Below are 13,229 nucleotides of genomic sequence, written 5' to 3' on the forward strand. Positions count from 1 at the left end.
AAGTCCAGACTGCATGAGCGGAACTCGTCTCTCGCGCCGTCGATTCCTCACGGTAGTCGCAACGACCGCGGTCGCTGGCGTCGCCAGCGGCCAGACGAAGACGTTCGAGTTCGCGGGCAGCGTGTCGGGGTGGCAGGGCCGCTCCCCGGAGGCCATCGCCGACGAGACGAACCCGACGCTCCGCCTCGTCGCCGGCCAGAAGTACGTCGTCTCCTGGGAGAACGTGGACGGCGAACCGCACAACTTCGCCATCGAGAACGAGAACGGAGAGGTGCTGAAGGAGACGGAGATCATCAGCGAGAAAGGCGGCGTACAGACGGTGGAGTTCACCGCCAAACCCGGCATGGCGACGTACTTCTCGCAGGTCAACCCCGAGACGATGCGCGGGAAGATAGTCGTCCGCCAGCCCACGACGACCGCGACGCAGACGACGAACGGGACCGCGGGGACGACGAACGGAACGGCGGGGACGAACGGGACGACCGGAACGACGGAGACGGCGACCGAGACGACGACCACCGGAACCGGGCCGAGCGCCACGACGGACGAAACGCCGGCGACCGAGACGACGACCGGCGACACCGCCAACGACGGCGGCCAGCCCGGAGTCGGTCTCCTCGCCGCGCTCGGTAGTCTCGCCGGTCTCGCCTACCTGCTCCGGCGACGCGGAGACTGACGACGGGTCGTGCCGACCGACCGTCGAGAATCACCGGTCGAGGCGACCGTCGGAACGCGCCCCGGCGCAGCAAAACGACGGCGCTAGAAGCTGTTCTTTATCTTCTCGAAGAAGCCCTGTTCGACGTCGACCTCCTCGCCGCCGGCCTCGGCGAACGCTTCGAGGGCTTCGCGCTGGTCGTCGTTCAGCGATTCGGGCGTGACGACCTGCGCCTTGACGTAGAGGTCCCCGTGGCCGCGCCGCCGGAGGTGGGGCATTCCCTTGCCCTGCAGGCGGAAGGTCTCGCCGCTCTGGGTGCCGGCGGGAACGTCCATCTCGACGGAGCCGTCGACGGTGGGAATCTCGACGGTGTCCCCGAAGACGGCCTGCGGGAACGAGACGGCCGCGCGGTGGTGGAGGTCCGCGCCGTCCCGCTCGAACTCCGGATGGTCGCGGACGGAGACCTCGATGAGCATGTCGCCGTTCGGGCCGCCGTTCTCGCCGGGCGCACCCTCGCCGTCCATCTGTAGCGTCTGGCCGTCCTGGATGCCGGCCGGCACCTCGACCGAGAGCGTCGCCTCGCGCTGGACGACGCCGTCGCCGCCACAGTCGCTGCAGGTCTCCTCGTACAGTTCGCCCTGGCCCTCACAGCGCGGACAGGTGCGGGACTGCTGGACGCGACCGAACGGCGTCTGCTGAACCTGGGTGACCTGTCCCTGGCCGTTGCACTCGGGACAGGTCCGGGCGTCGGTTCCCGGCGGGTGACCCTCGCCGTTACAGGTGTCACAGCGCTCCGGCCGGCGGACGGTCACCTGTTTCTCCGCGCCGTGGTACGCCTCTTCGAGGTCGATGGTCATGGTCGTCCGCAGGTCTGCACCCTGGCGCGGCCGGGAGCCGCCGCGCTGGCCACCGCCGCCGAAGAACTGCTCGAAGATGTCGCCCATCCCGCCGCCCATGCCGCCGCCGGCGCCGCCGAAGGGGTTGCCCTGGCCGGCGCCAGCGCCGCCGCGACCGCCGTCGAAGCCGCCGCGCTTCTCGGCCTGCTCGAAGCGGTCGTGGCCCATCTGGTCGTACGCCTGGCGCTTCTCCTCGTCGGTCAGTACCTCCTTCGCCTTCTTGACCTTCTTGAACTTCTCCTCGGCGTTCGGGTCGTCGCTGACGTCCGGGTGGTACTGCGTCGCCTTCTCCCGGTAGGCCTCCTGAATCTCGTCCTCGCTCGCGTCACGGCTGACGCCGAGCACGTCGTAGAAGTCCTCGCTCATTCGTTATCCCTCGATAAAAGTCGGAGTCACTTGAAGGGTCCGTTGGCGTCGCGAGCCCAGCGGTCCTTCGTGGCCGCCGTCTCCTCGTCGCTACTGCTCCTCGTCGTCGTCGACGTCCTCGAAGTCGGCGTCGACGTACTCCTCGCCCTGCTGGTCGCCACCGGCGCCCGCGCCCGGACCTGCACCGCCCGGACCAGCGCCGCCGGGGCCGCCGCCCATGCCGCCGGGGCCGGCACCGCCGGGACCGCCACCCGCGCCGGCCTGGGCCTGCTCCTGGTACATCTGCTTGCCGATCTCCTGGAGCTGTTCGCTCAGGCTCTCGGTGGCCTCCTCGAGGTCCTCCTTCGTCGCGTCGTCGTCGTCCAGCGTCTCCTCGACGGCGTCGATCTCCTCGCGGATGTCCGATTCGAGGTCGTCGTCGATCTCCTCCTCGTTCTCGTCCAGCAGCTTCTCGGCGCGCTGGACGGCGCTCTCGGCGGCGTTGCGCGCCTCGATGCGCTCGCGGCGCTGCTCGTCCTCTTCGGCGTGTTGCTCGGCCTCCTCCTGCATGCGCTCTATCTCCTCGTCGGAGAGGCCGGCACCGCCTTCGATGGTTATCTCCTCGCTGTTACCGGAGCCCTGGTCCTCGGCGGAGACGTTGACGATGCCGTTCTCGTCGATGTTGAACGACACCTCGATCTGGGGCGTTCCGGCCGGGGCCGGCGGGATGCCGGTGAGGTGGAACTCGCCGAGCAGTTCGTTCTCCTCCGCTATCTCGCGTTCGCCCTGGAACACCCGGACCTGGACCGAGGTCTGGTTGTCCGCCGCGGTGGTGAACACCTTCGACTCCTCGGTCGGGATGGTCGTGTTCTTGTCGATGAGACGCTCGAAGAGGCCGCCCTTGACCTCGATGCCGAGCGAGAGGGGCGTCACGTCGAGCAGGACGATGTCGTCCACGTCGCCGGAGAGGACGCCGCCCTGGATGGCCGCGCCCAGCGCGACCGCCTCGTCGGGGTTGACGTTCTTCTTCGGCTCCTGGCCGGTCATCTCCTCGACCTTCTCCTGGACCTGGGGCATCCGGGTCGAACCGCCGACGAGGATGACCTCGTCGATGTCGCTCTCGGAGTAGCCGGCGTCGTCGAGGGCCTGCTCGGTCGGGCCGACCGTGCGCTCGATGAGGTCCTCGGTGAGGCTCTCGAACTTCGCGCGGGTCAGGCTCTCCTCCAGGTGGACCGGTCCGTCGTCGGTCGCCGTGATGAACGGGAGGTTGATGTCCGTCTCCTTGCGCGAGGAGAGCTCTATCTTCGCTTCCTCGGCGGCGTCTTTCAGGCGCTGGAGCGCCTGGCGGTCGTCGCGGAGGTCGATGCCGTGGTCGTTCTCGAACTCGTCGGCCAGGTAGTCGATGATGGCCTGGTCCCAGTCGTCGCCGCCGAGGTCGTTGTCGCCGTTCGTGGCGACGACCTCGTAGACGCCGCCGCCGAGGTCCAGCACGGAGACGTCGAACGTCCCGCCGCCGAGGTCGTAGACGAGCACGGTCTGGTCGGTCTCGTCGTCGAGACCGTACGCCATCGACGCGGCCGTCGGCTCGTTGACGATGCGCTCGACCTCGAAGCCGGCGATCTCGCCGGCGTCCTTCGTGGCCTGGCGCTGGCGGTCGTTGAAGTACGCGGGGACCGTGATGACGGCCTTCTCGACGTCGTCGCCGAGGTACTCCTCGGCGTCCCGCTTTATCTTCTGGAGAATCATCGCCGAGATCTGCTCCGGCGTGTACTCTTCGCCGTCGACCTCGACGGTGTAGTCGTCCTCGCCCATGTGACGCTTGATGGACTGGATCGTGTCCTCGGGGTTCTGGACCGCCTTGTTCTTGGCGGGTTTGCCCACGAGTCGCTCGCCGTCGTCGGAGAAGGAGACGACCGACGGCGTGGTTCGGTCGCCTTCCCCGTTGACGATGATTTCGGGGTCGCCGCCCTCCATCACCGCGAACGCGCTGTTCGTGGTACCGAGGTCGATACCCAGTATCTTGTTGCTCGCCATCGTTGGGCCAACGTAGCCGTTTCGGGCGGTTAAAGGTTACTAGACGCTACGACGTTGCCCAGAAGACGACCTCGGCGCCTGCTTGCGATTCCTGGTTCGGTACGCGCTCCCATCCGGGAGTTTTATCACGAACCGGTACTCCATCCCGGCTCCCGTTCCGACGCCGAGGGTCGCCGCTACCCCTCGTCGCCCTCGCCGTCGCTGACGGTTACCTGCGCCGACTGGAGCACCTTGTCGGCCATCTCGTACCCCGGGCGGTACACGTCCGCGATGGTGTCCTCGGGGTGGTCGCTGTCGACGCGCATCATCACCTCGTGGCGCTGCGGGTCGACGTCCTCGCCGGGGTCCGGTTCTATCTCCGTGACGTTCTCCTCGTCGAGCACGCGGTTCAGCTCCTTCAGCGTCAGTTCGACGCCCTCGCGCAGGCTCTCGACGTTCTCGTGTTCGTCCTCGACGGCCCGTTTCAGGTTCTCGTGGACGTCGAGCAGTCGTTCCACGAGGTCCTCCGTCGCGCGCTCTTCGAGTTGCTCCTGGCGCTTCTTCGCTCGCTTCTTGTAGTTCTGGAAGTCCGCCTGCTTTCGCTTCAACTTCGACTCGAACTCCTCGGCTTCGGCCTCGGCCTCCTCGCGCCTGCGTTCGAGGTCCGCGAGGTGCTCCTCGAGGTCCACGGCGAGACCCTCGTCCTCGACCGCGACCTTCGCCACGAGCGACGTGCTCGTCGAGCCGAGTACGTCCTCGACCGACTGCTCCGTCTCGCTCTCGGCGTCCGCGTCGTCGGCCGGTTCGGTCCCTTCTGGCTGCTCCTCGTCGGGCGTCTGGGCGGCCTCCTCCTCGGTCATACACGAACGAAGCCGCCGTACGCGTTTAAGGTTTCAGAAACGGAGCGACGGAGCGACGGAGCGCCGGAACGACGACCGGAGCCACGGCCGCGCTGGAGAGCGGACCGAACTCACGTCCGTGACGTCTCCAGTTCGGCGGCGACCCGGAGCAGAGAGGCGAGCGACTCCGGGACGTCGGCCAGGCCCGCCATCAGGCCGATGGGCTCGTACTCGACGACGCCGGCCGTCGCCAGCGCCGGGAGATTCGTCTGGACCAGTTCGACGAACGTCCGCTCGTAGGCGTCTTCGGGGACCTCGTCGACCGACACGTCCCACTCCCAGGCGGCGACCTGACGGGCGAGCCGCTCCAGTCTCACCGGGCGGGAGTCGCGCCGGGCGAGATAGTAGAGGACGTACCTGGTGCGCCGGTCCGCGAGCAGTCGAAGCAGGGCGAACCAGCGGACCGGCGTACCGCCGTCCGGAACCGACCGTCGCGCGTCACGGTTCGCCAGACGGCCAACCTCCGGGTCCGGCGAGTGGCGGTACGCCCACGAGAGCGCGAGAAGTACCGATCGGACCGCCCGGACAAAAAGCGTCACGGAGACGGTCCACCCGTGGGGATATGCGTCCGCCGGAGCGGTTCCTCTGTCCGTCATCGTCTCCTCCGGTTTCCAAGGGCGTGACCGGAGTTTAACCCCCCTCACCGTTCGTGTCGTTCACGGACTACCCCGGGGACGCGGGCCACGCGGTGTGTCGATTACGCCGACGACTCGGCGTACGGACCGTCGACCGGTCGAGACGAGTCGCGCGAAGCGAACGGACCGAAACGGACGAGGGGGGGGACGGTCCGGCCCCCGACGGTGAGGACCCACCCGGGGCGGGACGGCGACCGGTCGAAAGGCGACCCGAAACGCGTTCAACCGTCGTTCTGCGACCGACACGACGGATTATCTCGCTCGACCGAGCGTTATCGAGGGTCGACGGCGACGTATCCCCGTTCACCGTCGAGTTATCGTGGGCTGACGTCCGGGCTCGAACGGATAACGGGCGTTACTCGTAGCGTCCCGGGCGTCGACGACGGCCGGGGGCGCCAGACGGCGGTACGTTCCGTTTCTCGTCGCGCGAGCGTGGGTGTCACAACCCTTTTCCGCCCTGCGAGAGAAATCGGACGTATGGCAGACGACGAATCCAACGAGAAGGACACGACCGAGCAGAACGAGGGCAGCGAGGAGGAGAAATCCTTCCGCGAACGCGTCGAGGAGATCCGCGAGAAGCGCGCCGAGGAAGGCGAAGAGGGCGACCGCGAGGAGCGCATGAAGGAGGCCCTCGGCGGCGGCGGCGGCCCCGGCGGCATGGGCGGCGGTGGCGGCAACCCGTTCGCGCAGATGATGGGCGGCATGATGGGCGGCGGTGGCGGCCCCGGCGGCATGGGCGGCGGTCCCGGCGGCGAGAGCGAGGGCAACGAGGAGCTCGTCCGCGAGGTGCGACAGCTCCGCGACGAGGTCCGGGACGCGACGCGACAGCTCCAGCGCATCGCCGACGCGCTCGAAGACTAAGTTTCCTGCCAGAAACCTTTCGGTAATCCGAGAGACGAAAGCCGGGATTCTTATAATCCCGTCGTCTATTTCGATTCGTAACAGTGGTTGCAGAGTCCAGTAGCGGGAGTTCGCTCCGCCTGTTCGGTGACCGCGAGTTCCTCGCGTTAGCCGGCACCGCGTTCGCCCGGAGCCAGGCGTACTCGACCATCCTCATCGCGCTGGCGCTGTACGCCGAGATGTTCCACACCAGCAGCACGGTCGAGGGTCTGTTCGGCACGGCGTTCGCGGTCGTCCAGTTGCTCATCGTGCTCCCGCTGGGCCGCTACATCGACATCCAGGACTCCAAGCGGTTCCTGCTCGCCGGCCTCCTGCTCAACGTCCTCGTGTTCGTCGGGTTCGCGTTCGTCGAGACCGTCGAACACGTCATCCTCATCAGGGCGCTCCAGGGACTGAGCGCGAGCATGCTCTGGCTCACCGGAACGACCGTCGTCGGCGAGATATCGGACGAGGGGTCGCGGGGGCTGTGGATCGGCACCTACAACCAGGTCGGCGCGTTCTCCAGCCTGTTCGGAGACATCTTCGGCGGCCTGCTCCTCTACCTCTACGACTTCTCGCTGACGTACGCGGTGCTGAGCGCCATCACGCTCGGCGCGTTCGTCGCGGTGTTCTTCTTCCTCCGGGACAACCCCGGCGGGCGGAAAGACCCCGAGGTGGCGACCGGCGTCGAGACAATCCGTACGCTGCTCGAACGGACCGCCATCAGGGCTCTCGTCTTCTTCCGGGTCGCGTTCAGCGTCGGAAAGATGGCAGTCATCATCTTCCTGCCCATCTACGCCCGCACGGAGTTCGGCATCAACCCGTTCGTCATCGGTGGCATCATGGCCGGCGGGAAGCTGACGAAGTCCCTGACGCAGGGGAAGGTCGGCGACTGGACCGACCGCGTCGGGAACAAGTACCAGTTCATCCTCGCGGGCGCGCTCGTGTACGCGATTGGAACCGCGCTCATCCCCTTCGCGGGGGTGGCCCACCAGTACGTGCCGGGAACGACTATCAGGGCCTTCGGAGGGTCGATGGAGCTTCCGGGAGCCTTCTTCGTCCTGTTCGCGGCGTACGCCGTCCTCGGCATCGGCGACAGCCTCCGACTGCCGGCGAGCATGGCGCTGTTCGTCGAGGAGGGCGAGCACTTCGACGCCGTCGCCTCCAGCCTCTCGCTGCGCTCCATCGCGTGGAAGGTCGGGCAGGTCGGCGGCCCCGTCCTCATCGGTGCCATCTGGGACGCGACCACGGTCTGGGTCGCGTTCTGGTCCGCTGCCGCGTTCATCGTCGTCTCCTCGGTCGTGTTCGCGTCGCTCTTCAGCATCGACCCCGCGCCCGACGTGGACGCTGTGGCCGGGGACTGAGTCCGGGCCACGGTCGTCGGCGAGCCGCGCCGAAAGCGCCAGCGCGAGACGCAACCGTGAAACCACCGAGGCTCCAACCCCAGCACATGGACGAACGACCGGGGCTGTCCGACCAGTATCGAAAGTCCAGTCCGTGGCCGATGTTCGTCGCGGTCGGGCTCGCGCTGTTCGAGGTTGGCATCGTGCTCGCCGACGTGCTCTTTCCCGTCGCCGTCGGGGGGATGCTGATGTTCGTCGGGAGCGTCGTCGGCATCCTCCGCGAATCCGAGTACATCGCCGACCCGTGGAAGGCACTCGTCGTCTGTGCCGGCCTGGCGTTCGCCGTCGGCGGTCTCCTCTGGACCCAGACGGCCGGGTCGGTTCAGTTGCGCGGAACTGCCATCCTCGTCGGCGGCGTCGCACTGCTCGTCGGCGGCGTCGTGGGGGCGCTGTGGCAACCGTCGGCGGCGTGAAAACGGCGCGAGAGACGTCGTCCCGCCCGTGACGCCGAACGACCGCGAGTCCGGTCGGAACCACAAACCTATTTGATGCCGCCGACGCTACCTCCCGATAATATGGCAGAGAGCGTCTTCGACAAGGAAACGTTGCTGGACATCACGGTGAACGTCGTTCCGCTAGGGATTATGGCGTTCTTCTTCGTCCTCTTCCTGTTCCAGAGCCTCAAGACCGGTGACAAACTCGTCGAACTGGTCAGTTGGGGTCTCATCATCGTCCCCTTCACCCTGCTCGCCCTGTTAACGTATATCGCGGCACGGGAAATCTAGGCCCCGTACAGCGACGGAACCTTACCTTTCTTTACCCTGTAGTCCTCAGCGTCTCCTATGGCAGATACTGGGCAGATTGCTCTCACAGTCGTGATGGGGGTGCTCTTGCTCGCCGTCGCCGCCTTCCTCACGCGCCTGGAGGACTGGCGGTCGTACGCGCCACTCGGCAGTGGGGGGTACGGGTACGGTGAGCACTCCGAGCACGTCCACGAGGAGAAACCGTCCGGCATCGTACGCTGGTTGACGACTGTCGACCACAAGGACATCGGAATGCTGTACGGGGCCTACGCCCTGTTCGCGTTCGCGTGGGGCGGCATCGCCGTCCTGCTGATGCGGGCGGAGCTGTTCGCTCCCCAGACGGATATCATCGATCCGACGTTCTACAACGCTCTTCTGACCACGCACGGTATCACCATGCTGTTCCTGTTCGGGACGCCCATCATCGCGGCGTTCGGGAACTACTTCATCCCGCTGCTTATCGGGGCAGACGACATGGCGTTCCCGCGCATCAACGCCATCGCGTTCTGGCTGCTGCCCCCGGGTGCGCTACTCATCTGGGCCGGCTTCTTCATCCCGGGAGTCGCCCCGTCCCAGACGAGCTGGACGATGTACACGCCGCTGTCCGTCGAGCAAACGTCGAGCGCCATCGACCTGATGCTGCTCGGACTCCACCTGACCGGCGTCTCGGCGACGATGGGTGCGATAAACTTCATCGCGACCATCTTCACCGAGCGCGGCGACGACGTCGGCTGGCCCGACCTCGACATCTTCTCGTGGACGCTGCTCACCCAGTCGGGGCTCATCCTGTTCTCGTTCCCGCTGCTGGGCAGCGCGCTCGTCATGCTGCTGCTCGACCGCAACTTCGCGACGACGTTCTTCGCGACAGAAGGCGGCGGTCCCATCCTCTGGCAGCACCTGTTCTGGTTCTTCGGCCACCCCGAGGTGTACATCCTCGTGCTACCGCCGATGGGACTGGTCAGTCTCATCCTGCCGCGGTTCTCCGGCCGGAAGCTGTTCGGGTTCAAGTTCGTCGTCTACTCCACGCTGGCCATCGGCGTCCTTTCGTTCGGCGTCTGGGCCCACCACATGTTCGCCACCGGCATCGACCCCCGGATTCGGGCGAGTTTCATGGCGGTGTCGCTGGCCATCGCGATACCGAGCGCGGTCAAGGTGTTCAACTGGATCACCACCATGTGGAACGGCCGGCTGCGCCTGACCGCGCCGATGCTGTTCAGCATCGGGTTCGTCCAGAACTTCATCATCGGCGGCGTCACCGGCGTCTTCCTCGCCGCGATTCCCATCGACCTCGTGCTCCACGACACCTACTACGTCGTCGGGCACTTCCACTTCATCGTCATGGGTGCTATCGCCGTCGCCGGATTCTCGGCGTTCTACTACTGGTTCCCCATCTTCACGGGGAAGATGTACCAGAAGCGGCTGGCTCACTGGCACTTCTGGCTGACGATGATCGGCTCGAACGTCACGTTCTTCGCCATGCTGTTCCTCGGCTACGGCGGCATGCCGCGCCGCTACGCGACCTACCTGCCGCAGTTCGCCACCTGGCACCAGGTCGCCACCGTCGGCGCGTTCCTCATGGGCATCGGTCAGCTCATCTTCGTCTGGAACGTCGCCCAGTCCTGGCTGGAGGGACCGCTCGTCGAGGGGCCCGACCCCTGGAAGCTCGAAGAAGACGGGCTCCGCACGAAGGAGTGGGAGTGGTTCGAACGGAAGCAGGAGACGGCCATCACCGACGGCGGTGAGGAGACCGACGGCCACGGTCCCGCGGACGACTGAGTCCGACTGGCGAAGACGACCGCCGTTCCCTTTCTCTTTCCGTCGCTCGATAGACCGGCGACGACCGCCGGGAGAACGAGTCGTTCGCGAGCGACGTCTGCAGCGCGTCGGTCACGTCACCGCGAGGATGATGCCCATGGAGAACATGAGCACGGTGAGGCCGCCGAGTACGAGAGCGAGTAGTTCCTTCTCGGACATGGTCGTACTACGTGCGGTCGAATGAAAAGGCTAATCCTCTCGGTGTCGTTAGCTCGAGGCGTGCCCGCCCGACTCGAAGGTCCGTCGCTGGTCGTCGGCATGTACGCCTTCATCGTCTCGTTCGCCGGCGTCGCCGGCGCGCTCATCGGTACGTTCGCCCCCGACTTGCTCGGTACCGAACTCGACCCGGTGGCGCTGTTCGGCGTCCTCGAGATTCAGCCGACGCCCGTCGGCCTGGCCGTCTACGGGATGGTGACCATCGCGCTCCTTCTCGGCGTCCCCCTCGCGCTGGTGGTGTACGTCTCCAACCGCTTCGACGACGACGCCGTGTAGGCGCGGAACCGCAGCGAGCGGTCCGTTCACGCGAACCAATAAGCCCGTTCGCGTCGAAACGGCGGCTATGTATCACGTACTCGTGGCACTCGACGAGGACGAATCGCGAGCGCGCGCCCAGGCGGAGGCGGTGACCGAACTCCCCGCTGCCGCCGACGAGGTGCGCGCGACGCTGTTCCACGCGTTCACCGACAACCCCCGGGGAGCTTCCGCGCCGCAGGTGGCGGGCGTCCGGCGCGCCCGGGAAGCGTTCGACGCCGCGGGCGTCGAGGTCGACGTGGTCGAGACGAGCGGCGACCCGGCTGAGGAGATACTCGACGCGGCCCGCGACCGCGACGCGAACGCCATCTGCGTCGGCGGGCGCAAGCGATCGCCGGCCGGGAAGGCGCTGTTCGGCAGCGTCGTCCAGTCGGTCGTGCTCAACGCGGACCGTCCCGTCATCGTAGCCGGCGAGCGCGAGGCGGAGTAGGGCTCGCGACGCTGCGGACGCGGGTCTCCCGTCCACCGCGCGGTCGGCCCGTTCTTGCATCAGTGCGCCGCCAGACCGCTCGACCCTACCCCTCGCCGACCATGCGGTCCTCGTCGTTCCACTCCCGCTCGCGGAGTTCGTACTTCTGGACCTTGCCCGTCGCTGTGGTCGGCAGGTCGTCGACGAACTCGACCCGGTCGACCCGCTTGTAGGACGCCATGCGTTCTCTCGTGAACTCCCGGAGCTCCGCTTTGGTCACGCCTGGTTCGTCGGGGTCGTCGGACGCGGGGACGACGAAGGCCTTGGGCGTCTCGCCCCACCGGTCGCTCGGGGCGGGGACGACGGCGACGTCCGAGACGTCGTCGTGTTCGAACAGCGTGTCCTCGATTTCGATGCTGGAGATGTTCTCGCCGCCGGAGATGATGATGTCTTTCTTGCGGTCCTGGATGGAGACCATGCCGTGCTCGTCGACGACCGCGAGGTCGCCCGTGTGGAACCAGCCCTCGCGCTTGTCGTCGAACGCTTCCTCGGTCGCTTCGGGTTTCTCCCAGTAGCCGTCCATCACCTGGTTGCCGCGGACGACGATCTCGCCGATGGTCGAATCGTCGCGAGGCACGTCCTCGCCGTCGTCGTCGACGACCGCGACCTCCGTGCCGAGGACGCCCATCCCCTGGCGTTTCTTGAGCTCGAACCGGTCGTCGGCGTCGCCGTCCATCAGCCGCCGCGCGTCCGACGTCGTGATGAGCGGTCCCGTCTCGGTCGCACCGTAGAGATGTTTCAGGTACCAGCCGAACTCGTCTTCGACGGCCCGGATGGTCGCCTCCGGCGGGGCGCTCCCCGCGGTCGTGACGCGCACGTCGTTTTCGCCGGCCATCTCAGGTCGTCCGTTCGCCTCGTAGTAGTCGACCAGCATGTTCAGCACCGTGGGCGCGCCACAGAGGAACGACACGTCCTCGTTCCGGATGGTCTCGACGACGTCCGCGGCGTCGACGCCGCGCGTGCAGACGTGTTTCGCGCCCATCCCCGTGACGGCGTAGATGTGACCCCAGCCGTTGACGTGGAACATCGGCAGCGTCCAGAGGTAGACGTCGTCGTCGTACAGTTCGTGGTGGACCGAGAGCACGTAGGCGTGGAGGGTCTCGGTCCGGTGCGTTCGCATCACGCCCTTCGGGTCGCCCGTGGTCCCGGAGGTGTAGTTGATGGTGATGACTTCGTCTTCCGCCATCTCCGGACGTTCGTAGCCGTCGGGGTCGGCCGCCGCGACGACCGCCTCGAAGTCCTCCCAGTCGCCGTCCGTCCGGTCGGCGTCGTTGCTGACGAAGACGCTGGTCGGCACCGAGTCGCGCACCGCCTCTATCTTGTCGGCGTAGTCGTAGTCGGCGACGACGGCGTCCACCGCCGCGTCGGAAAGGATGTACTCGAAGTCGTCGGGGGTGAGCCGGTAGTTGAGCGGCGTGTGGACCGCCCCGAGTTGCATGGTCGCGTAGGCGGTTTCGAGGTGGTAGTGAGTGTTGGGGTCCAGCACCGCGACGCGGTCGCCCTTCTCGATGCCGCGCTCGGCGAGCGCCGCCGACAGTCGGTCGACCCGGTCGCCGAGTTCGTCGTACGTGTACCGTTCCCCGGTCGTCGCGACGACCGCCTCCTGGTCGCCGTAATGATTCCGGGCCCGGTCGAGAAAGTCCGTCACGAGCAGCGGTTTGTGCATGGGGAGAAGGACATTTACTTTGATGATATACGTTGTGGTGAGTGCAAATCTTCACGGGACGAGAGGGATAGCGACCGACAACTCGGGCGGATCGAAGCAGGAAGAGGACACGGTAGCGGTCCCCGGTCGAACCGGAACGCGCCGTCTACGCGTGAACAGGACGACTCCCCTCAGTCGTCCTGGACCTTCTGCTGGATGTCCGAGACGACCTCGGGGTTGCGGAGGGTGGAGGTGTCGCCGAGCTGTTCGTCGTTGGCGATGTCCTCCAAGAGCCGGCGCA

13 protein-coding genes and 1 pseudogene are annotated in these 13,229 nt (G+C 66.8%); 8 read left to right on the forward strand and 6 right to left on the reverse strand.

Annotated elements, in window-relative coordinates; all coding sequences use genetic code 11:
- The first annotated feature begins 13 nt into the window (after positions 1-13).
- Entirely contained in the window at positions 14-676 is a 663-nt protein-coding gene (locus ACTF4R_RS16015; protein WP_440008857.1) for a cupredoxin domain-containing protein, read from the forward strand.
- 83 nt (positions 677-759) lie between these two features.
- On the opposite strand, the gene dnaJ is transcribed toward ACTF4R_RS16015, so the two are convergent.
- The 4 genes from dnaJ to ACTF4R_RS16035 form a co-directional block, all read right to left on the reverse strand.
- Entirely contained in the window at positions 760-1,917 is a 1,158-nt protein-coding gene (dnaJ, locus tag ACTF4R_RS16020) for a molecular chaperone DnaJ (protein ID WP_440008858.1), read from the reverse strand.
- A 90-nt stretch (positions 1,918-2,007) separates the two neighbouring features.
- Positions 2,008-3,930, reverse strand: a complete 1,923-nt coding sequence (gene dnaK / locus ACTF4R_RS16025) for a molecular chaperone DnaK (RefSeq protein WP_440008859.1) — start codon at positions 3,928-3,930, stop codon at positions 2,008-2,010.
- Between the two features lie 176 nt (positions 3,931-4,106).
- The gene (locus ACTF4R_RS16030; RefSeq protein WP_440008860.1) at positions 4,107-4,769 is read right to left on the reverse strand and encodes a nucleotide exchange factor GrpE; all 663 of its coding nucleotides are present in this window, start codon (positions 4,767-4,769) and stop codon (positions 4,107-4,109) included.
- Positions 4,770-4,879: 110 nt separating this feature from the next.
- On the reverse strand, positions 4,880-5,404 hold the full coding sequence (locus ACTF4R_RS16035) for a DUF7344 domain-containing protein (protein ID WP_440008861.1): 525 nt from the start codon (positions 5,402-5,404) through the stop codon (positions 4,880-4,882).
- Positions 5,405-5,920: 516 nt separating this feature from the next.
- On the opposite strand from ACTF4R_RS16035, the gene ACTF4R_RS16040 reads away from it, so the two are divergent.
- The 7 genes from ACTF4R_RS16040 (at position 5,921) to ACTF4R_RS16070 (ending at position 11,244) form a co-directional block, all read left to right on the forward strand.
- Positions 5,921-6,304 (forward strand): hypothetical protein, encoded by a 384-nt coding sequence (locus tag ACTF4R_RS16040; RefSeq protein WP_440008862.1) that lies wholly within the window; start codon positions 5,921-5,923, stop codon positions 6,302-6,304.
- Positions 6,305-6,387: 83 nt separating this feature from the next.
- The gene (locus ACTF4R_RS16045; RefSeq protein ID WP_440008863.1) at positions 6,388-7,686 is read left to right on the forward strand and encodes an MFS transporter; all 1,299 of its coding nucleotides are present in this window, start codon (positions 6,388-6,390) and stop codon (positions 7,684-7,686) included.
- Positions 7,687-7,772: 86 nt separating this feature from the next.
- Positions 7,773-8,138, forward strand: a complete 366-nt coding sequence (locus ACTF4R_RS16050) for a DUF7541 family protein (protein WP_440008864.1) — start codon at positions 7,773-7,775, stop codon at positions 8,136-8,138.
- Between the two features lie 102 nt (positions 8,139-8,240).
- Complete coding sequence (locus tag ACTF4R_RS16055) at positions 8,241-8,450, forward strand: DUF6684 family protein (RefSeq protein ID WP_440008865.1); 210 nt, start codon at positions 8,241-8,243, stop codon at positions 8,448-8,450.
- A gap of 57 nt (positions 8,451-8,507) precedes the next feature.
- Positions 8,508-10,244, forward strand: a complete 1,737-nt coding sequence (gene ctaD, locus ACTF4R_RS16060; RefSeq protein WP_440008866.1) for a cytochrome c oxidase subunit I — start codon at positions 8,508-8,510, stop codon at positions 10,242-10,244.
- 258 nt (positions 10,245-10,502) lie between these two features.
- Positions 10,503-10,775 (forward strand): DUF7520 family protein, encoded by a 273-nt coding sequence (locus ACTF4R_RS16065; RefSeq protein ID WP_440008867.1) that lies wholly within the window; start codon positions 10,503-10,505, stop codon positions 10,773-10,775.
- A gap of 67 nt (positions 10,776-10,842) precedes the next feature.
- A complete protein-coding gene (locus ACTF4R_RS16070; RefSeq protein WP_433627806.1) occupies positions 10,843-11,244 on the forward strand; it encodes a universal stress protein in 402 nt (133 codons plus the stop codon).
- An 85-nt stretch (positions 11,245-11,329) separates the two neighbouring features.
- Here the strand turns inward: ACTF4R_RS16070 and ACTF4R_RS16075 are convergent, their stop codons facing one another.
- Together ACTF4R_RS16075 and ACTF4R_RS16080 are read right to left on the reverse strand one after the other, a co-directional pair.
- Positions 11,330-12,949 (reverse strand): class I adenylate-forming enzyme family protein, encoded by a 1,620-nt coding sequence (locus ACTF4R_RS16075; protein ID WP_440008868.1) that lies wholly within the window; start codon positions 12,947-12,949, stop codon positions 11,330-11,332.
- A 170-nt stretch (positions 12,950-13,119) separates the two neighbouring features.
- Positions 13,120-13,229: pseudogene (locus tag ACTF4R_RS16080) on the reverse strand (AMP-binding enzyme); the annotation flags it as partial.

Source organism: Halomicrococcus pelagicus (assembly GCF_051917725.1).
GTDB lineage: Archaea > Halobacteriota > Halobacteria > Halobacteriales > Haladaptataceae > Halomicrococcus.